The sequence below is a fragment of the Mycobacterium sp. ENV421 genome (assembly GCF_002887815.1).
Lineage (GTDB): Bacteria > Actinomycetota > Actinomycetes > Mycobacteriales > Mycobacteriaceae > Mycobacterium.
Window position 1 is genome coordinate 21,374 of the sequence record NZ_PDHO01000001.1, and the last position, 20,405, is coordinate 41,778.

Below are 20,405 nucleotides of genomic sequence, written 5' to 3' on the forward strand. Positions count from 1 at the left end.
TCCGCTTTCAGGGCCGGTTCTTCGCGGCGGGCAGGATTTCCGGGGCCAGCCGCCAATCTTCGAGGCCGTATTCGACCGTGCCGATGCCCAGCGGATCGCCGGTGAGCTCGGCCCAGTGCGAATGATTGAGCTGGTGCAGCGAGAAGCAGGCGTCCAGCGCGGTGGAGAAGCCCATGGCATCCACGGTTTGGTTGACCGACTCCTTGATCAGAAGCGCGGCCATGGTCGGCACTTTCGCGATGCGGGTGGCGAACTCGATGGTTCGCGCCGACAGTTCGGCGGCCGGGAAGACCTTGCTGACCATGCCGAGGGCGTGGGCGTCGTCGGCGTCGAGTGAGTCACCGGTGAGCAGCAGTTCCTTGGCCTTGCGCGGCCCGAACTCCCAGGGATGGCCGAAGTACTCCACGCCACACATCCCGAGCCGGGTCCCGACGACGTCGGCGAAGATCGTGTCCTGCGCGGCGACGATCAGATCGCAGCACCAGGCGAGCATCAGCCCGGCGGACAACACCATTCCGTGGACTTCGGCGATCGTGATCTTCCGCAGGTTCCGCCAGCGTTTGGTGTTTTGGTAGAAGTAATGCCATTCCTGCCGGTGCCGGGCATCCGCCCCGGTCAGCGTGCCGCCATTGCACAGGTAGGTGGGGTGTTGCCCGGAACCGGGTGAGCGTTCCCGGACGTCATCGGCGGAACCGAGGTCGTGGCCCGCGGAGAAGCAGGACCCGGCTCCGCGAAGGATCACCACGCGCACGGTGTCGTCCTCTTCAGCCAGCTCGAACGCCGTGCCGAGTTCGACGAGCATGCCGCGGTTCTGCGCGTTGCGCTGTTTCGGGCGATCGAGCGTGATCACGGCGATCCGGCCGTCCTGGATCAGTTCATAGCCGATGTAGTCGAAATGCTGCACGAATGCTCCCTTCCGTTGCCGCGGACGGCCGCCGCTGATGCAGCACGCTACGCGGCGTATCCCAAAAATGTCCATAGCCAATACGCTCAGTCAGAAACTATATGCTCGGTAAACAAGCAAGAAAAATGGATCTTGCGCCGAGTCAAGTATCTTGCTAGTACTGTGTTGTAAGTCGCAGCAGACGGATCGCATGCGCGTGCTCGACCACTAACCGAGAGGGTTCAAGATGGAGATCGGACTTTTCCTGATGCCGGCGCATCCACCGGAGCGCAGCCTGTACGACGCGACCCAGTGGGACCTCGACCTGATCACGCTGGCCGATGAGCTCGGCTACGTGGAGGCGTGGGTCGGCGAGCACTTCACCGTGCCGTGGGAACCGATCTGCGCACCGGACCTGCTGTTGGCTCAGGCGCTGCTGCGCACCAAGAACATCAAGCTCGCTCCCGGCGCCCATCTGCTGCCGTACCACCATCCCGTCGAACTGGCCCATCGGGTGGCCTACTTCGACCATCTCGCTCAGGGCCGCTTCATGCTGGGCGTCGGCGCCAGCGGCATCCCCGGCGACTGGGCATTGTTCGACGTCGACGGTAAGAACGGCGAGCACCGGGAGATGACCCGTGAGGCGCTCGAGATCATGCTGAAGGTCTGGACCGAGGACCAGCCGTGGGAGTTCCGCGGGAAGTACTGGAACGCCAACGGAATAGCGCCGATGTTCGAAGGGCTGATGAAGCGGCATATCAAGCCCTTCCAGGCTCCTCACCCGCCGATCGGGGTAACCGGATTCAGTGCGGGCTCCGAGACGCTGAAGATGGCCGGCGAGCGCGGCTACCTTCCGATGAGCCTGGACCTCAACACCGAATATGTTGCCTCGCACTGGGACGCGGTGCTCGAGGGTGCCGCCCGGTCCGGCCGCACGCCGGATCGCAAGGACTGGCGCCTGGTCCGTGAGGTGGTCGTCGCCGAAACCGACGAACAGGCCTTCCGCTACGCGGTCGACGGCATGATGGGCCGCAACATGCGTGAGTACGTTCTGCCGACGTTCCGGATGTTCGGGATGACCAAGTTCTACAAGCACAACCCCTCGGTGCCCGACGAGGATGTGACACCGGAGTACCTGGCGGAGAACACCTTTGTGGTCGGTTCCGTCGAGACCGTGGTGGACAAGCTGGAGGCCACCTACGACCAGGTCGGTGGGTTCGGTCATCTGCTGATCCTCGGCTTCGACTACCTCGACAATCCGGGGCCGTGGAAGGAGTCCATGCGGCTGCTGGCCGAGGAGGTCATGCCGCGCCTCAATGCCCGGATCGCCAAGAAGCCCGTGCCGGCGATCGTCTGAGGAGAAGGCCGAAAGACATGCAGATGCCCGAGATCACCGTGCGATATTCGGACGGAACGTGCAAGACGATGGCGGTGCAACAGGACCAGTCGATTCTGGAGGCGGCCGAGGAGCACGGCATCGCGATCGTCAACGAATGCCAAAGCGGGATCTGCGGGACCTGCGTGGCCACCTGTGTCGCAGGCGATTACGAGATGGGGCGCACCGAAGGGCTTTCCGAAGTCGAACGCGACGCCCGCAAGGTCTTGACCTGTCAGACGTTCGCGAAATCAGACTGCGTGATCAGCGTGCAGTATCCCGCCGATGACAACGCCGCGCGGCTGGTCACCGGTACCGGTGTGGTGACGGCCGTGGAGCACGTGTCGCCGACGACGGCGCTGCTGCGCGTCGACGTCTCCGGACTCGGACCGCTGGTTTATCTGCCCGGGCAGTTCGCCCAGCTGCAGGTGCCCGGGAGCACGGTGTGGCGCAACTACTCCTATGCGCATCCCGCCGACGGACGCACCGAGGTGGAGTTCATCGTCCGGCTGCTACCTCAGGGCGTGATGTCGGATTATCTGCGCGACAAGGCCAAGCCCGGTGATCGAATTGCCATGCGGTGCAGCAAGGGCGGCTTCTACCTGCGACCGACTGCGCGCACGGTGGTCCTGGTGGCCGGCGGCACCGGACTGTCGGCGATCCTCGCGATGGCGCAGAGTCTGAAGGACGATCACCGCGGGACCGTCCATCTGCTGTACGGCGTCAGCGACGTCGACGATCTCTGCAAGCTCGACGAGCTCGAGGCACTGAAGCGTCGGTTGCCCGGGCTGGCGGTCCACACCGTCGTCTCGCGTACCAGTACCCGGTGGGATGGACCGGTGGGCCGGGTCACCGATCTGCTCGAGGCGCGAATGTTCGACGGCGGTAACGCCGACGTCTATCTGTGCGGTCCGGCCGGGATGATCACCGACACCCGGAAATGGCTTGACGACAACGGTATCCACGGCACCGGGCTGTACTACGAGAAGTTCGTGGCCAGCGGTGCCGCACGCCGGCGATCAGCACCCCGGCTGGATTACGCCACGGTCGATCTGGCCGATGTGCGACGCCGCGGGCGGGGTACCGCGGTGGTGGTCGGCGGGAGCATCGCGGGAATCGCGGCGGCCAAGGTGCTCAGTGAGACCTTCGACAAGGTCATCGTTCTGGAAAAAGATGCTCCGCACACCCGCCGCGACGGCAGGCCCGGCGCGGCGCAGGGCTGGCACCTGCACCATCTGCTCACCGCGGGCCGTATCGAACTGGAGCGGTTCTTCCCCGGAATCATCGACGACATGGTCCGCGAGGGCGCGTTCGACGTCGACATGGCCGCCCAGTACCGCATCCGGCTCGGCGGAACCTGGAAGAAACCGGGCACCGGGCCGATCCAGATCGTCTGTGCCGCACGACCTCTGCTGGAGTGGTGTGTTCGGCGCCGCCTCGATGACGAACCGCGGATCAGCTTCCGCTATGAATCCGAAGTGGCCGACCTGGTCTACGAGCGTGCCGATGACACCGTGATCGGTGTCGCAGTCGCCGGTGACGGTGACGAACTCGGAGTCATTCCAGCCGAATTCGTGGTCGACGCATCGGGGAAGAACACCCGGTTTCCGGAGTTCCTGGACCGCATCGGCATCGGGGCGCCGGAGGTCGAGCAGGACATCATCAACTGCTTCTACTCCACCATGTTCCACCACGTGCCGCCGGAGCGGCAGTGGGACGACAAGGTGATGGTCATCTGTTACGCGTACCGTCCCTACGAGGACACCTACGCCGCGCAGTACTACACCGACAGCTCACGCACCATCCTGTCCACCTCGCTGGTGGCCTACAACTGCTACTCGCCGCCCCGTACGGCACAGGAGTTTCGGGAGTTCGCCAACCGGATGCCCTCGGCGGTGATCGGGGAGAACATCGACGGCCTCGAGCCGGCCTCGCCGATCTACAACTTCCGCTACCCCAACATGCTGCGGCTGCACTACGAGAAGAAGCGCAACCTGCCCCGGGCACTGGTGGTCGTCGGTGACGCCTACACCAGTGCCGACCCGGTATCCGGGCTCGGGATGACCCTGGCGCTCAAGGAAGTCCGGGAGATGCAGCTGCTGCTGGCGAAGTACGGGCCCACCGACCCGGATCTGCCGCGGCGCTACTTTCGCGCGATCGCCAAGTTGGCCGACACCGCCTGGTTCGTGATCCGGGAACAGAACCTGCGGTTCGACTGGCTCAAGGACGCCGACAAGAAGCGACCGTTCTACTTCGGCGCCCTGACCTGGTACATGGACCGGGTGATGGAGTTGGTGCACGACGACCCGGAGACCTACAACGAGTTCCTGGCCGTCGTGCATCTGGTCAAACCCGCTGCGGCACTGATGACACCGAAGGTGGCCGGCCGCGTGGTCGGCAAATGGGCCAGGACCAGACTCTCCGGGCAGAAGACCCTCATCGCGCGCACCTACGAGAACCGCACCATTCCGTCCGTCGAAGACCTGATCCGAACCGAGGAAGTATCAATCGGTTTGGCTGCCACCCGGTCCCATTAGAGAAGAGGTCGTGATGTCGCAGACCCATCGGATGCTCAACTGCCGTGGCACCCGGATCCACGCCGTGGAGGAGGGCGAAGGGCCGTTGGTGGTGTTGGTCCACGGCTTCCCCGAGTCCTGGTACTCGTGGCGCCACCAGATCCCGGTGCTCGCCGAGGCGGGGTACCGGGTGGTGGCCATCGACCAGCGGGGCTACGGCCAGTCCTCGAAATATCGTGTGCAGACCGCGTATCGGATCAAGGAACTGGTCGGTGACATTCTCGGCGTGATCGACGCCTACGGTGAGAACCAGGCTGTGGTCATCGGCCATGACTGGGGTGCGCCGGTCGCCTGGACGTTCGCCTGGCTGCACCCCGGGCGGTGTCGCGGTGTGGTCGGGATCAGCGTGCCGTTCGCCGGGCGAGGAGTGATCGGGTTGCCCGGCAGCCCGTTCGGCGAGCACCGGCCCAACGACTACCACCTGGAACTGGCCGGCCCGGGAAAGGTCTGGTACCAGGACTACTTCGCCGAGCAGGACGGCATCATCGCCGAGGTCGAAGAGGATCTGCGAACGTGGCTGCTCGGTCTGACCTATACGGTGTCCGGCGATGCGATGGCCGCCGCCACGCAGGCCGCCGAGGCGGCCGGGGTGGACCTCGCCGCGATGGATCCGATCGAAGTGATCCGGTCCGGCCCGCTGTGCATGCCGCACGGTGCGCGGCTCAAAGACGCATTCGTCTACCCCGAGACCATGCCGGAGTGGTTCACCGACGCTGATCTCGACTTCTACACCGGCGAATTCGAGCGATCCGGACTCGGCGGCCCGCTGAGCTTCTATCACAACATCGACAACGACTGGCACGACCTCGCCGAGTACGAGGGCACCCCGCTGACCCCGCCCGCACTCTTCATCGGCGGCCAGTACGACGTCGGCACCACCTGGGGTGCCGAGGCGGCTGAACGTGCGCACGAGGTGATGCCGAACTACTGCGGCACCCACATGGTGGACGGCGTGGGGCATTGGATCCAACAGGAGCAGCCCAAGGAGACCAATCGCCTGCTGCTCGATTTCCTTGGCGGACTGAGCTAGTGGTGTCACGACGATGAAGACCGCATACGGACGGGTGCGGCGCGCCATCGCCGCCGTGGCCACCGGTCGTCCCGCCATCGTGATCGACGACTCGGAAGACCAGGGTTATCTGGTGTTCGCCGCGGATGCCGCCACCGCACAACTGCTCACGTTCACGGTCCGGCACACCTCCGGTTACATCCGGATCGCCCTGCCCGCTGCGGACTGTGAGCGACTCAACCTGCCGCCGGTGTGCCATCGAGACGATGAGTCAGTGGGTATCGCCGCTCAGCGGGTGACAGTGGACTTCCGCGAAACCGGCACCGGAATCTCGGCGATCGATCGGGCCCGCACCATCGCCGCCCTCGCCGACGCCGACGCCACTGTCTCGGACTTCCGCAGGCCCGGACATGTGGTGCCGGTGCAGGCCGGGCGGCACGGCGTGCTCGGCCGGTCCGCGGGTGCAGCCGAGGCGGCAGTCGACCTGGCCCGGCTCGGTATGCGACGGCCGGCGGGCGGGTTGTGTGAGATTGTGTCGCAACGAAACCCGGCGGGCATGGCGGACCGTCCCGAGCTGGTGTCGTTCGCGGCCCGGCATGGCCTGCCCTTGATCTCGGTGGCGGAGCTGGCGACGTACCGGCGTCGCACCGAGCCGCAGGTCGTGCGTTCGGCGGAGACCACGCTGCCGACCGGGTCGGGCGCTTTCACGGTGGTCGGCTACCGCGACCCCCGAGAAGGATCCGAGCACCTTGCGGTGATCGCCGGCAATCCCGGCGCGGACGCGCCGATGCCGGTGCACATCCACCTCGAATGCCTCGGGGGTGACGTGTTCGGTTCGCTGGCTTGCGGTTGCGGTGCGGAACTCGCCCATGCGGTCACCGCGATGCGGGCCCGTGGCACGGGCATGATCATCTACCTGCGCCCCCCGGCCGCCCGCGCCTGCGGTCTGCTGTCCGGCACGACCACACCGGATCTGCTGTCCGAGACCGTCGCATGGATTCTGCGCGACCTCGGGGTGTACACCGTCCGGTTGTCCGACGACGCACCGGAGCTGGGACTGCTCATGTTCGGTGCCGTCCGGGAACACGGTCTGTACGTGGAACCGTCCGCGACGGTGTGGCCGGTGGCAGGCTGACACATGCTCGCACCCAACGGTTTCGCAGAGGAGAGGCGATGACGCATCCCGATCTGGCCGGCAAGTCCGCGATCGTGACCGGGGCGGGTGCCGGCATCGGCTTGGCCATCGCCCGACGGCTGGCCGCCGAAGGGTGCCGTGTCCTGTGTGCGGACATCAACGCCGACACCGCGAAGTCCGCGGCCGCCGAGATCGGCGGCGATGCCATCGGGCGCCAGGTCGACGTGAGCGACGAGCCGCAGGTGGCCGGGATGGTCGAGGCGTGCGTCGCAGCGTTCGGCGGCGTCGACAAACTGGTCGCGAACGCCGGTGTCGTGCATTTCGCCCCGCTGCTGGACACCGATGTCGCCGACTTCGACCGGGTGATCGGAGTCAACCTGCGCGGCGCCTGGCTGTGCACCAAGCACGCCGCACCCCGAATGGTCGAGCGCGGGGGTGGTGCCATCGTCAACATGTCCTCACTCGGCGGCCAGGTCGCGGCCGCGGGCACCGCGGCCTACGGGATGTCCAAGGCGGGGATAATCCACCTCAGCAGGATCACCGCAGCCGAACTCCGCACGGCCAACGTGCGATCCAATGCGTTGTTGCCGGCGTTCGTCGACACCCCGATGCAGCAGACCGCGATGACGATGTTCGACGAGGCGCTCGGAGAAGGCGGGGCCGACACGATGATCGGCCGCCTGCAGGGCCGGATGGCCGGACCTGACGAGATGGCGGGAATCGTCGCCTTCCTGCTCTCCGACGACGCATCGATGATCAACGGGACGGCACAGGTCGCTGACGGCGGAACCCTCGCGGCACTGTGGTGATCGGGCTTCTCGCCGGACTACTCGGAAGCGTCGGCCTGGCTGGTCAGGATTGCCAACGCGATCGCCGTCATCTCCTGCGCGACGTCGGTCCTGCGGGTGAGATGCCAGGTCCGCGAGACATCGTCGATGAAGCTGACCGCGGCCGCGACCAGTAGCCGGGCCTGCGCGACGGTGGTCTGCGGGACCAGCGTGCGAATGAGGTCGATCCAGAGCCCGTCGCGGTCAGCCTGGTTCCTGACGACACTGTCGCGAACCTCCTCGGAGGCCGAGGACAGTTCGGTGATCGAAACCGACACCAGGTCGGGATCGTCCAGGCTGATCCGTACCCGACCGGCCACGAGCTGGTCAAGCCGTTGCGCTGCAGGATTATTGGTGCGTAGCACCCGGATGCACTCCAGGGCGGACCATTCGTCGAGCCGGCGCACCAGGGTGTCGAGGATGGCTTGCTTGGAGGAGAAGGAACGGTACAGGCCGGGCCCGGCGATTCCGACGGTCTTACCGATGTCGGCGGTGCTCACCGCGGGATATCCACGGGCACGGAACAACTGCGCACCTGCGGCCAGCAGCGTCTCATACCGCGAGAACGCGGCCAACTCCCGGCTCGCCGGTCCCTCGATCGGTGTGAGCGCACCGACCGGTGCGGCACGCGCAGCTGCCATGCACGCCCGGTACAACAGCCCCCTCAGCTCAGTGCCGGGCAGGCTGAGGCTATGTCGCCCAAGGCTTGTCAGGGTGCTGGATACCGCCCACGCGCGCAGTTCGGCATGCGGGGGGCTCAGGTCGGGCACCTCCAGGCGCACACCGGCCTGCATGCCCGCCACGATGGCGTTGATCCGTTGCCGAACTTCGGCGCGGTCGCCGTCGGTGAGATACCGGGCCTCGCGTTGCCACAGCACGGTCAGCGCTCGGGTCTCGACGGCCGCCGCGATCAGGTCGGGCAACTCGTCATGGAGCGGGCGGGCGGTCGCCTCGGGCGTACGCCCCTCGGGATTGCGAAAACTCTGGTATTCGTCCTGCGCGTTGAGGATCACCGCGGTGAGCAACGCCTGTTTGTTGTCGTAATGGCGGTACAGAGCGCGAGCCGTCACGCCGGCGGCCTCCGCGATCTCCTCCAGTTTCACCGAGTGAAACCCGCGGTCGATGAACAGTCGGGCGGCCTGATCGAGGATCTGCTTCTTACGGTCCTTCGGCCTGCGCCTGACGGCCGGGACGGTTGGCTGCATCGCTGGAGTGTTCCTTCCTTCCGGCCGGATTGGAACATCCTCCCAGATGGACTCGGCGCCGGTTGTGGAACGTAACAAACAAGTACATTCATCCGAGAAATAGCCCTATTGCGTGGCTGATTCGACTACGGAAACGCGGATACAACTGTTATCAGCTATAGACATAAATTATCTTCCCGCGTACGCTCGCGGAGGTGATCGGTCGTCTCGACACCGCGGTGAAGACATCTGGCGGGACTTCGCTGGGCCGTCTGCCTGCGGTGGTGGGCGGCACCGCGCGGACGCGAAGTGCCGTGCAGGAGCCCGACTCCGGCGGTCTCGTCGCCGGCGTGCAGGATGCCGTCAGTCAACTGGTTCTGGCGTCGTCGATGAACGAACTACTCGGGTTGGCGGCCGAGGCGGCCGCGCGAATCGGCTTCACCCGCGTCCTGTTCTCCAGGATCGACCACGGAATCTGGGTGACGCACAACGCCTACACCGCTGATGATGCCGATTTCGCCGAGCAGCTCCTGGCATTCGGAACCGCACACTCTCAGCGATTGGCCGGTCAACTGCTGGAATCCGAGATGCTGCTCAGCGGCGCCCCAATCCTGGTGTGCGATGCGCAATCCCATCCCCGGGTATTCCGCAAGATCGTGAAGTTCACCCGGACCACCGATTACGTGGCGGCGCCGGTCCACGCGTGGGGCGCTCCGGTGGCCATGCTCCATGCCGACCGCTACCCGGCCCGCAGTGTCCAGGAGATCGACCGCGACCTGCTCGGCCTGTACGCCGGCGGTCTGGGTCTCGCCATCGAGCGAGCGCAACTCGCCGACAGGTTGAAAGTGATCAACCAGGCATCGGCATCCTTGGGGGATCGGGCCGGCGACGATGGTCCGGTCGGCTCATCGGCCCAGCAGCCCCCACCACGGTTGGCCGCGGTGTCGCCGTTGCCGCGCGCCGAGCGTGCCACCGAACGGCTGTCGCCGCGCGAGTGGGATGTGTTGCGCAGCATCGCCCTGGGCAAGACGAACGCGCAGATAGCCACCACCCTGTTCCTGACGGAGAACACGGTGAAGGTGCATGTCAAGCGCATTCTACGGAAATTGGGTGCCGCCAACAGAACCGAGGCCGCCGCGCTGTATCACCGGCTGACCCGGCGCGGGCCGTGCGACTAGGGCGTCACGTTGTCGCCATCGGAGTCCACGGTGCCGTCGAGTTGACGAACGCCTCGAGCGAATCAGCAACGGCTGCAGGCGCTTCCAACTGCGGGGTGTGCCCGACGCCGGGGAGGATCAGCAGCCGGCTCCCGGGGAGCGCGTCGTGCGCGGCCCGCGCGTGCGCGACGGGAATGATCGGGTCCTGCTCGCCCCACAGCAGGGAAACCGGCAGCCCGTGGGTGACGTCCAACCGTGACCGAGCACTGACAGCCTGTCCGCGGTAGTCGACCACCGAGCGCAGGGTACGCAGAAATGCCTGGCGGGTGGGACGGTCCGACAGCGAGGCATAGGCTTCCCATGTCTCGGTCGTCGCCATCTGTGGTGGTCGAACCGAGTCCAATCGCCTTAGTAGCCGATTGCCAACAGCGACAACCGATTTCGGTGCGATCAATGGTGCGATGAGTTCGGCGGCCGGCGACGCGAGCAGCCGCAGACTCAGGCCCACTTCGGCCCCGAGTCCACCACTGGCGATCAGCGCCAACCGTTCACAGTACTCGGGATGCTGGTGCACGAACTGCATGCCGATGCCCCCGCCGAGGGAGTGCCCCACGATCGTCGCCCGAGGAATCTCCAACTCGTCGAGGAAGTTTCGCAACCACACCGCGAAAGCGCCCAGCGAGTAGTCGGTCCGGGGCTTCGCGGACTCGCCGTGACCGAGCAGGTCCGGTGCCACCACCCGGAAATGTTCGGACAACCGGGGTGTGACCGCGCGCCACGTGCGTGAACTGCTGCCGATCCCGTGCAGCATCACCAGGGTGGGGCCATCCCCGCTGTCCCGATACGCGACGAGTTCGCCGTGCAGCCGCACGTACTTGAGCTCAGTCATGGCACCTCCTAAGTTACCCACTAGTAACCTACGGTACCGTAACCAAGGCTCCGCCGTCGAGTCAGCCGCGGCCACGGTGACGCCTTCCTGGTTGAACGGCCCCGGCCGGCGCAGTTCAGCGGTTAGGGTTTCGCCAATAGCAGCGGGGCGTGGTGACCGGGGGATCGCCGGCCGACCTACCACCGGAAGGCACGCGCATGAGCATCGAACCGCCCGACGGGCTGCCTTCGGTAGACGATTTCCGCAGCCGGGTCGGGCACGTCGACCGAGAGTTCGCCGACGCCCGGCGGTACCTGTCCGCCTTGTGCGATGACGACAACCACTCACTGGGCGAACTGATGACCGAGATTCACCGCAGTGGGCGGGCAATGCAGGTGCTGGCGGCCATGGCGGTGCTCGCTCTGGACTTTGCGAACCTCGCCGCCGACCGTCTTGGCGGCGATGTGCAGCGGTGGCTGGACCAGTCTGAGATGACACCGGACCAGGCCGATGCCGAGCGGAGCCAGAATGAACTCGGCGGTGAGGCATAACCTCGCGGTCGAGTCAGGTCCGCAGGACCGTGGGCCCCATCGCCTCATATCGGCGGGCGTCGGCGGCGGGCAGCTCCGTGCCGGTCACGATCGCGTCGAAATCGGCCACCTCGGCGAACCGGCAGAAGCTGCTGACACCGAACTTCGTGTGCGCGGCCACCAGAACCCGGCGCCGGGCGACCTTGACTGCCATGTGCTTCACCGCGGCGACGGCCGGGTCGGGCGTGGTGAGGCCATGCTCGGGCGAAATGCCGTTCGTGCCAAGGTAAGCGACGTCGATCACCAGGCTGCCGAGCATGTCGGTGGCCCAATGGTCCACCGTCGCCAGCGTGCGGCCGCGCATCCGGCCGCCGAGCAGCAGGACCGTCACCGACTCACTGTGTGCCAGCGGCTCCGCGGCCAGCAGTGACGAGGTCACCACCGTCAGCTCCTGATCGGCCAGCCGTTCGGCAATCAGCCGGGGAGTGAAACCTTCGTCCAGGTACACCGTTTCGGCTCCGTGCAACAGCTCGGTGGCCGCCCCGGCGATCCGGTGCTTCTCGGCGAGGTCCACCTGGCTGCGGTATTCGACGGTCGATTCGAATGCCGCGGTCTCCAGCGGTATGGCGCCGCCATGCACGCGTTTGAGGATCCGGCGACCGGCGAGCACCTTCAGGTCGCGGCGAATGGTCTCGGCCGCGACGTCGAGTTCCTCGGCCAGTGCCGCCACCTCGACTCGCCCCCTGGTGCGGGCGAACTCGACTATGCGGGCTTGGCGGGTGTCCGAATCCACCTGGGTATTCTCACCCGCCTGCGCCGCCGAGGACCGCCCGGACCTCGGCGGCAGTCGTGGCCTCCCTGAGTCGGGCCACCTCGTCGTTGTTGAGGAACACCCCGGCGATCTTGGTCAACAGCGCCATATGGTCCTTGCCGGCACCGGCGATGCCGACGACGAACTCGGCAGGCTTGCCGTTCCAGTCGATCGGTTGGGCGTAGCGCACGAACGAGATCCCGGTGCGCCGGATGGCGTCCTTGGCCTCGTTGGTGCCGTGCGGGATCGCCAGGCCGTTGCCCATGTAGGTCGACACCGAGCCCTCCCGCTCGTGCATCGCGTGCACATAGGACGGTTCAACCGCGCCGCATGCCACCAGCAACCGGCCTGCCTCGCTGATCGCGCCGTCCCGCGTGGTGGCGGTGCCGGCCAGCACGATCGACTCGACGGCCAGCACGTCGTCGCCCGGCGCCTCGGCGGCGGATTCCGCCACGGCCGGAGCGCCGGCGCTTGCGCCGTTGGCCGAGCCGAGCAAGTCCACGATCTCGTCGTACTGCGGGGCGTTCATGAAGTTGTCGACCGAGACATGGGTGGCCGACGGTGTCTTCTGGCGGGCTCGATCGGTGAGGTCCTGATGGGTCACCACCAGCCCGTAGTCGTCTGTGAGATTCGAGATCGCCTGATTGGTCACCTTCACGTCGGTGAAACCGGCGCCCTGAATCTTCTTGCGCAGCACCGAGGCTCCCATCGCGGACGATCCCATGCCGGCATCGCAGGCGAAGACGATGCTGGTGATTGGTTCCCCGTCGGCGGAGCCGGCAAGTGCGGCCCCGGCGGACCCCACCAGCGCCGAGGACACACTGGACTTCTTGCCTTTGAGGGTCTCCATGCCCGCGGTCGCGGCGGCCAGGTCTCCGTCGTCGTCGGAACGGTCGGTCCTCAGCAGCAGCGCGGCGACGGCGAATGACACTGCGGCGGCGCCCAATACCGAGAGCGTGACGCCGAGGAAGCTGCCCGAGGCGGTCTGGGCGTAGACGGCGATGATCGAACCGGGCGCCGCCGGTGCGCGCAGGCCGGATCCGAAGAGAACATTGATGAAGATGCCGGTCATGCCGCCCAGGATGGTGGCCGCGATCAGCTTCGGCTTCATCAGGACGTACGGGAAGTAGATCTCGTGGATGCCGCCGAAGAACTGGATGATCGCCGCGCCCGGTGCCGACGCTTTGGCGGCACCTCGACCGAATGCCATGAACGCCAGCAGGATCCCCAGCCCGGGTCCGGGGTTGGCCTCCAGGAGGAACAACACTGACTTACCGGTTTGTAGCGCCTGGGTGGTACCCAGCGGCGTGAGCACCCCGTGGTTGATCGCGTTGTTGAGGAACAGCACCTTGGCCGGCTCGATGAAGATCGACGTCAGCGGCAACAGGTCGTGGGCGACCAGGAAATCGACCACCCGGCCCGCGCCGTGGCTGAAGCCCGACACGATCGGACCGATACCGAAGAACCCGAAGGTGGCCAGGATCAGCCCGACGATGCCGGCCGAGAAGTTGTCGATGAGCATCTCGAAGCCGGGGCGGACCTTGCCGTCCCAGATGGCGTCGACCTTCTTCATCACCCAACCGCCGAGCGGTCCCATCAGCATCGCGCCGAGGAACATCGGGATGTCCGTGCCGGCGATCACGCCCATGGTCGCGATCGCGCCGACAACGCCGCCGCGGATTCCGTACACCATCCGGCCGCCGGTGGCTCCGATCAGGATCGGCAGCAGGTAGGTGATCATCGGCGCGACGATGCCGCCGTCGGCGAAGTCACCCCAGCCGCCGATCTTGGCCACCCAACCGCCCGGGTCACGCAGTCCCGGGAAGATCCCGGTCAGCCATCCGGCCTTGATGAACAGTGCGGTGATCAGGCCCCAGGCGATGAAGGCGCCGATATTGGGCATGACCATGTTCGACAGCGACGTGCCCAGCTTCTGAACATGGACCCGTGCCCCGGTCCGGGGTTTTGTCTCGGTGGTGGACAACTCGGTGCCTCCGATTCTTGGGGTGATGCCGATCACATCTATTGACCAGTAAAACCCACATGTGGGCATCAATGCAAGCATCCGGTCACAAACGGGCAGAAATGACTGTGGTTTTGTGCCCGGAATGCCGCTAGAGTGTGGGTCAGCTCACGCGAGAGGAAGGACGATCGCCCATGAAAGCCCTGCGCTTCTACGCACCGGAGGATGTCCGGCTGGAGGACGTCCCGGAGCCCACCTGCGGGCCTGATGAGGTCAAGATCCGGGTCCGCAACTGCTCCACGTGCGGCACCGACGTCAAGATCTTCCACAACGGCCACCAGAACCTGACCCCGCCGCGGACGATCGGCCACGAGATCGCCGGCGAGGTCGTCGAGGTCGGGGCCAAGGTCAACCAGACCTACGGCAGCGGCTGGCAGATCGGTGACCGGGTGCAGGTCATCGCCGCGGTGCCGTGCGGGCATTGCCACGAATGTCGCAAGGGCTGGATGGCGGTGTGCCAGAACCAGACGTCGGTCGGCTACCAGTACGACGGCGGCTTCGCCGAATACATGATCGTGCCCAAGCAGGTCCTCGCCGTCGACGGACTGAACCGGATTCCCGACAACGTCGGCTTCGACGAGGCGTCCGCCGCCGAGCCCTTCGCCTGCGCCATCAACGCCCAGGAACTGTTGGGCATCGAGGAGGGCGACACCGTCGTCGTCTTCGGTGCGGGCCCGATCGGCTGCATGCACATCCGTATCGCCCGCGGCGTGCACGAGTGCGGACCGGTGTATCTCGTCGACGTCAACGACAGCCGCCTCGCGATGTCGGCTGACGCCGTCCATCCCGATGAGGTCATCAACGCCGCCGACGTCGACGTCGTCGCCAAGGTCATGGAGCTGACCGGCGGCCGGGGTGCTGACGTGATCATCACCGCGACAGCCGCCAACATCACGCAGGAGCAGGCGATCGCGATGGCGGCGCGCAACGGGCGCATCTCCTTCTTCGGTGGCCTACCCAAGACCAATCCGACCATCACCTGCGACTCCAACGTCGTGCACTACCGCCAGCTGCACATCCACGGCGCGAACGGCTCGGCGCCCGAGCACAACAAACGTGCGCTGGAATACATCTCCACCGGGCAGGTCCCCGTCAAGGACCTGATCACCCGCCATATTTCGCTGGACAACGTGCTCGACGCGTTCGACATCGTCAAAAGCGGCGAGGCCATCAAGGTCACCGTCGAGCCGTAAGGCAGTGTGCGTCGAGTGAGTACTGAGGTGTCATATATCGGCTGAATCGCCGACCTCAGTACTCACTCAATCTGGAGCGCCCCCACGCAGATACACCGTGGTGGTGTGGGTGAAGAACTCGCGGGCCGCGGTGCCCTGCTCTTTGGGGCCGAGCCCGCTCTTCTTCGCCCCGCCGAACGGCACATGCGGATCCGCCCCCGCGGATTCCGAGTTGATGTGCAGCACGCCGACGTCGATGTGCTCGACAGCGTGCAGCGCGCGGGTCAGGTCCTGGGTGAAAACAGCTGCAGACAACCCGAATTCGCTGTCATTGGCCAATGCGAATGCCTCGTCGGCATCCGTGGCGCGCCGCGCCGCCAGCACCGGGCCGAACAACTCCTCGGACCAGATGTCGGCCTGCGCCGTCAACTCCACCAGCGTGGGTGCGACGAAAAAGCCCTCCGCCAGCAGGCCTTTGAAGTAGGGCTCGCCGCCGGCCAGCACTTCGACGCCTTGGTTCATCGCGGTGCCCAGGCCCCCGTAGATATTCCGCTGCGCAGTACCGGTGATCACCGGACCCATCTGCGTCGCGTCATCCGTCGGGTCACCGACCACCAGCGCCTCGACCCGGGTCGCGAGCTCGTCGAGGAAGCGGTCGGCAATTGCCTCGGTGATGATCAATCGTGATGTGGCCGTGCATTTTTGGCCGGTGGAGCGGAATGCGCCCAGCATCACCTGGTCCAGGGCGAGCGCGATGTCCGCGTCGTCGAGGACCACGGCCGCGTTCTTTCCGCCCATCTCGGCCTGGACCGGCACGCCCCGGGCCGCGGCTGAGGCGGCGATGCGGCGGCCCACCGCGGTCGAGCCGGTGAAGCTGATCGCGGCGAGGTCCGGGCGTTCGACCAGTGCCGCACCGATCGCGGACTCGCCGATCACCAGATTGAGCACACCCGGCGGAAGGCCGGCCGATGTCAGCGCCTCCGCGAGCCGGACCGCCAGCAGCGGGACGGTGGTCGCCGGCTTCCAGACCACGGTGTTGCCATAGACCAACGCCGGAGCGATCTTCCAGGCGGGAATTGCGATGGGGAAGTTGAACGGCGTGATGACGGCGACGACGCCGACCGGCTTGCGGGTCACGAGAATCTGCTCACCCGCTCGCGGTGAGGCGAAGATCTCGCCGGACTGGCGGTCGCCTTCGTTGCCGTAGTAGCGCAGGATCTGGGCAGCCCGGCGAACCTCACCGATGCCCTCGGCCTTGGTCTTGCCCTCCTCGGTCGCCAGCTCGAGACCCCATGCCTCGGCGTTGCGCTCGACGACGGCGGCCGCCGCCGCCAGGATGGCTCCGCGCTGATGGATGGGTGTGCGGGCCCAGCCCGTCAGCGCCTCACCTGCCGCGCCGACGGCACTGTCGACATCGGCTGCTGTTGCGCAATGTCCTTCGGCGACAACCGCACTCGGCCGCGTCGGGTTGACACTGCTGATGGCGTCGCCGTGGCCGGCCTGCCATTCTCCGGCGATCAGATGCCGCAGTTCGGTCGCGTCGGTCACCTCAGCGGAACGCAGCCTGGCCGGTCAGTGCACGTCCGATCGACAGCAGATGCATCTCGGAGGTGCCCTCATAGGTGAGCACGGACTCGAGGTTGTTCGCATGCCGCAGCGGCGAGTACTCGAGCGTGATCCCGCTGCCGCCCAACAGGGTTCGGCATTCTCGCGCAATGGCCAGCGCCTCGCGGACGTTGTTGAGCTTGCCGAGGCTGATCTGCTCGGGGCGGGCGCCCTCGGCATCTTTCATCCGGCCGAGGTGGACGGCCAGCAGCATGCCTTTGCCCAACTCGAGGGTCATGTTGGCCAATTTCTCCTGCGACAGCTGGAAACTCGCCAGCGGTCGGTCGAAGACCTCACGCTCGCGTGCATAGGCGATCGCGGTCTCCAGGCTGTCCCGGGCCGCTCCCAGCGCGCCGAACACGATCCCGAACCGAGCCTCGTTGAGGCACGACAGCGGCGCACCCAGGCCGGTGGCCTCCGGCAGCTGTGCCGATGCCGGCAGCCGGACGTTGTCCAGCACCAGCTCCGAGGTGACCGAGGCCCGCAATGACAACTTCTTGTGAATGACGTTGGCGGTGAACCCGGGTGTGTCGGTCGGTACCAGGAAGCCGCGAATACCGTCGTCGGTTTGTGCCCACACCGTGGCCACATCGGCGAGATTGCCGTTGGTGATCCACATCTTGGTGCCGTCGAGTACCCAATCCGCGTCTTTTCCTGCCCCGGAGCGCCTCGCCTTGGTGCGCATCCCGGCCGGGTTGGAACCGAAGTCCGGCTCGGTCAGCCCGAAGCACCCGATCGCCTCGCCGGTCGCCAGGCGGGGCAGCCACTCGTTCTTCTGTTCCTCGGAGCCGTACCGGTAGATCGAGAACATCGACAGCGAGCCCTGGACCGACACGAAGCTGCGGAACCCGCTGTCACCGGCCTCGAGCTCCATGCACGCCAAGCCGTAGCTGACCGCATTGGTCCCCGCGCAGCCGTAGCCCTGCAGGTGCATGCCCAACAAGCCCATGCCGCCGAACTCTTTGCCGAGTTCTTTTGGCAGGGTGCCGGATTCGAACCAGTCCTCGACATTCGGCCGAAGCCTGGTGTCGACGAACTTGCGGACGGTGGCCGCGATGTCGCGCTCGTCGGAGTCGAGCAACCGGTCGGTCGCGAACAGCTCCAGCGGGGTGTAGGTGTCTTTCTTGGCCGGAGCCGTGGTGGTGCTCATGGGTTATCCGATCCGGATCAGTTTCTTGTTGACGAACTCGTCGATGCCGAACCGCCCCAGCTCCCGTCCGAAACCGGAGCGCTTCACTCCGCCGAACGGCAGCTCGACCCCGTCGGCGCCGACCACGTTCACGAACACCATTCCGGCGTCGATCTTGTCGGCTACCCGCTTGGCCTGCTCTTCATCGGTGGTGAACACGTAGGAGCCGAGCCCGAACGGGATGTCGTTGGCCAGCTCCACTGCCTCGTCCTCGGAATTGACCTTGAAGACCATCGCCACCGGGCCGAACAATTCCTCGCGATAGGTCGCCGAATCGGGGGACACACCGGTCAGCACACCGGGCGGGAAGTAGGCGCCGTCGCGCTTGCCTTCCGAGACCAGGTTGGCGCCGTCGGCCACCGCGCGATCGATCTGCTCGGCCAGCCGCTGGGCCGCACCCACCGACGACAATGGAGCCAGCCCGTCGGCCGCTTCCACCACCTTCTTGGTGAACTTGTCCAGGAACTCGTCGTAGAGGTCGGCGGAAACGATGAACCGCTTGGCCGCGTTGCAGGCCTGACCGGTGTTCTCGAAGCGGCCCGCCATCGCGGCCTCGACGGTCGTGTCCAGGTCGTCGCTGGACAGCAGGATGAACGGGTCCGACCCACCGAGCTCCAAGACCACCTTCTTCAGGTTGCGTCCGGCGATCTCGGCGACCGCGGCACCGGCGCGCTCGGAACCGGTCAGCGACACCCCCTGCACGCGCGGGTCGGCAATGGCCTCGGCGATCTGCTCATTGGTCGCATACACGTTGACGTAGGCGCCGGCGGGGTAGCCGGCGTCGTCGAAGATCTGCTGGAGGGCCTCGGCGGACTCCGGGCATTGCGGCGCGTGCTTGAGCACGATCGTGTTGCCCAGCGTCAGATTCGGTCCCGCGAACCGTGCGACCTGGTAGTACGGGTAGTTCCACGGCATGATGCCCAGCAGCACACCCACCGGGCCGCGCTTGATCACCGCGCTGCCCTCGCCGTCGAGCAGCTCGATCGGCTCGTCGGCGAGGAACTTCTCGGCGTTGTCGGCGTAGTACTCGTAGATCGCCGCGCTGAAATCGACCTCGCCGAGGGCCTGGTCCAGCGGCTTGCCCATCTCGCGGTTGATGATCTCGGCCAGCTTCTCGCGACGCTCGGTGTGCAGTGCGGCCACCCGGCGGATCAGAGCCGCCCGGTCGGCCACTGTGGACGTCTTCGACCAGCTCCGGAACGCCGCGGCGGCCGAAGCCAGCGCCTGTTCGATCTGTTCGTCGGTCGCTGTCGGGTACTCGCGCACGACTTCGCCGGATTTCGGGTCGACCACCGCGTACAGACTCATGCTTCGTCCTCAGGGTTTAGTGGTGTAAAACTATCGAAGTTATATACCGCTAAACTCCCATGCCACAAGGGCCGGGTGACTGGCCGTCCGCCGAAGTGAGGTGTCCCGATGCAGGAGGGCACCGGCGTCGAGGTTCTCGCGGGGGTCGACGGCTGGATGACCAGGCTGGGCCCGAAGCTGCGCGAGCTCCGCAAAGAGCGCGCGCTGACGTTGGAGGCGGTCGCCTCCTCGGCCGGCCTCACCAAAGGTTTCTTGAGTCTGCTGGAACGCGGTCAGACCACCATCTCGGTGCCCAACCTGCTGCGCGTGTGCGAAACCCTCAGTGTCTCAGTGGGTTCGCTGTTCGACTATCCGGATTCGCCGGTCGTGCGCGGCGGTGGTGCCCCAGTCGAGATGGGCGGCACCGGAATCCGCGAATATCTGCTGACGCCGGAAACCGAACGCAATCTGCAGGTGATGCGGACGGTGCTGCATCCCGGCGGCGGGACGGGCGGGGCGTACACGCTGGATTCCGAAACCATCTTCGTCTTCGTGCTGCGCGGGTGCCTGCGTCTGACGGTCGACGGCCAGGAATCGGTCCTCAAAACCGGCGACTGCTACACCTTCTCGGCCAAGGCAGCGCATTCCTGGGACAACCCGGGACCGGATGTCAGCGAGGTATTGTGGTCGATCACGCCACCGATCCCGCGGAATTCGGACCCGAATCGGGCCTGAACGTGCTCTACTGACCAGACAGTGTGGTGCCGGGGAAGG

17 protein-coding genes are annotated in these 20,405 nt (G+C 66.1%); 9 read left to right on the plus strand and 8 right to left on the minus strand.

What is annotated here, in order from left to right:
• Positions 1–7 precede the first annotated feature (7 nt).
• Positions 8–904 carry an enoyl-CoA hydratase gene (locus CRM90_RS00105; RefSeq protein WP_102805006.1) on the minus strand — a complete coding sequence of 299 codons (897 nt, stop codon included), beginning with the start codon at positions 902–904 and terminating at the stop codon, positions 8–10.
• A 226-nt stretch (positions 905–1,130) separates the two neighbouring features.
• Here CRM90_RS00105 and CRM90_RS00110 point away from each other — a divergent pair, with 226 nt between their 5' ends.
• The 5 genes from CRM90_RS00110 to CRM90_RS00130 are packed head-to-tail and all read left to right on the plus strand — an operon-like array spanning position 1,131 to position 7,787.
• On the plus strand, positions 1,131–2,240 hold the full coding sequence (locus tag CRM90_RS00110; RefSeq protein WP_102805007.1) for an LLM class flavin-dependent oxidoreductase: 1,110 nt from the start codon (positions 1,131–1,133) through the stop codon (positions 2,238–2,240).
• A 17-nt stretch (positions 2,241–2,257) separates the two neighbouring features.
• The gene (locus CRM90_RS00115) at positions 2,258–4,795 is read left to right on the plus strand and encodes an FAD-binding oxidoreductase (RefSeq protein WP_102805008.1); all 2,538 of its coding nucleotides are present in this window, start codon (positions 2,258–2,260) and stop codon (positions 4,793–4,795) included.
• Between the two features lie 13 nt (positions 4,796–4,808).
• The gene (locus CRM90_RS00120; RefSeq protein ID WP_102805009.1) at positions 4,809–5,864 is read left to right on the plus strand and encodes an alpha/beta fold hydrolase; all 1,056 of its coding nucleotides are present in this window, start codon (positions 4,809–4,811) and stop codon (positions 5,862–5,864) included.
• Positions 5,865–5,877: 13 nt separating this feature from the next.
• Complete coding sequence (locus CRM90_RS00125; protein WP_102805010.1) at positions 5,878–6,978, plus strand: 3,4-dihydroxy-2-butanone-4-phosphate synthase; 1,101 nt, start codon at positions 5,878–5,880, stop codon at positions 6,976–6,978.
• A gap of 38 nt (positions 6,979–7,016) precedes the next feature.
• Positions 7,017–7,787: an SDR family oxidoreductase gene (locus CRM90_RS00130; RefSeq protein WP_102805011.1), complete on the plus strand. Its 771-nt coding sequence runs from the start codon at positions 7,017–7,019 to the stop codon at positions 7,785–7,787.
• 17 nt (positions 7,788–7,804) lie between these two features.
• Here CRM90_RS00130 and CRM90_RS00135 read toward each other — a convergent pair whose 3' ends face one another.
• Entirely contained in the window at positions 7,805–9,010 is a 1,206-nt protein-coding gene (locus tag CRM90_RS00135; protein ID WP_102805012.1) for a TetR/AcrR family transcriptional regulator, read from the minus strand.
• A gap of 194 nt (positions 9,011–9,204) precedes the next feature.
• On the opposite strand from CRM90_RS00135, the gene CRM90_RS00140 reads away from it, so the two are divergent.
• Positions 9,205–10,167, plus strand: a complete 963-nt coding sequence (locus tag CRM90_RS00140; RefSeq protein WP_102805013.1) for a helix-turn-helix transcriptional regulator — start codon at positions 9,205–9,207, stop codon at positions 10,165–10,167.
• Positions 10,168–10,171: 4 nt separating this feature from the next.
• Here the strand turns inward: CRM90_RS00140 and CRM90_RS00145 are convergent, their stop codons facing one another.
• The gene (locus CRM90_RS00145) at positions 10,172–11,035 is read right to left on the minus strand and encodes an alpha/beta fold hydrolase (RefSeq protein WP_102805014.1); all 864 of its coding nucleotides are present in this window, start codon (positions 11,033–11,035) and stop codon (positions 10,172–10,174) included.
• A gap of 197 nt (positions 11,036–11,232) precedes the next feature.
• On the opposite strand from CRM90_RS00145, the gene CRM90_RS00150 reads away from it, so the two are divergent.
• Positions 11,233–11,565 (plus strand): hypothetical protein, encoded by a 333-nt coding sequence (locus CRM90_RS00150; RefSeq protein ID WP_102805015.1) that lies wholly within the window; start codon positions 11,233–11,235, stop codon positions 11,563–11,565.
• A 13-nt stretch (positions 11,566–11,578) separates the two neighbouring features.
• Here the strand turns inward: CRM90_RS00150 and CRM90_RS00155 are convergent, their stop codons facing one another.
• Positions 11,579–12,337, minus strand: coding sequence for a DeoR/GlpR family DNA-binding transcription regulator (locus CRM90_RS00155; protein WP_102805016.1), 759 nt, complete (start codon positions 12,335–12,337; stop codon positions 11,579–11,581).
• Positions 12,338–12,347: 10 nt separating this feature from the next.
• Positions 12,348–14,264 (minus strand): PTS mannitol transporter subunit IICBA, encoded by a 1,917-nt coding sequence (locus tag CRM90_RS00160; RefSeq protein WP_233209121.1) that lies wholly within the window; start codon positions 14,262–14,264, stop codon positions 12,348–12,350.
• Positions 14,265–14,512: 248 nt separating this feature from the next.
• Here CRM90_RS00160 and CRM90_RS00165 point away from each other — a divergent pair, with 248 nt between their 5' ends.
• Positions 14,513–15,571 (plus strand): zinc-dependent dehydrogenase, encoded by a 1,059-nt coding sequence (locus CRM90_RS00165; RefSeq protein WP_102805017.1) that lies wholly within the window; start codon positions 14,513–14,515, stop codon positions 15,569–15,571.
• 66 nt (positions 15,572–15,637) lie between these two features.
• Here the strand turns inward: CRM90_RS00165 and CRM90_RS00170 are convergent, their stop codons facing one another.
• From CRM90_RS00170 to CRM90_RS00180, 3 genes are read right to left on the minus strand one after another with little or no spacing between them, the layout of a single operon-like run.
• Positions 15,638–17,098, minus strand: coding sequence for an aldehyde dehydrogenase family protein (locus CRM90_RS00170; protein ID WP_102805018.1), 1,461 nt, complete (start codon positions 17,096–17,098; stop codon positions 15,638–15,640).
• Position 17,099: 1 nt separating this feature from the next.
• The gene (locus CRM90_RS00175) at positions 17,100–18,305 is read right to left on the minus strand and encodes an acyl-CoA dehydrogenase family protein (RefSeq protein ID WP_102805019.1); all 1,206 of its coding nucleotides are present in this window, start codon (positions 18,303–18,305) and stop codon (positions 17,100–17,102) included.
• Positions 18,306–18,308: 3 nt separating this feature from the next.
• Positions 18,309–19,652: an NAD-dependent succinate-semialdehyde dehydrogenase gene (locus CRM90_RS00180; RefSeq protein ID WP_102805020.1), complete on the minus strand. Its 1,344-nt coding sequence runs from the start codon at positions 19,650–19,652 to the stop codon at positions 18,309–18,311.
• Between the two features lie 108 nt (positions 19,653–19,760).
• Here CRM90_RS00180 and CRM90_RS00185 point away from each other — a divergent pair, with 108 nt between their 5' ends.
• The gene (locus CRM90_RS00185; protein ID WP_233209093.1) at positions 19,761–20,366 is read left to right on the plus strand and encodes a helix-turn-helix domain-containing protein; all 606 of its coding nucleotides are present in this window, start codon (positions 19,761–19,763) and stop codon (positions 20,364–20,366) included.
• Positions 20,367–20,405 lie beyond the last annotated feature (39 nt).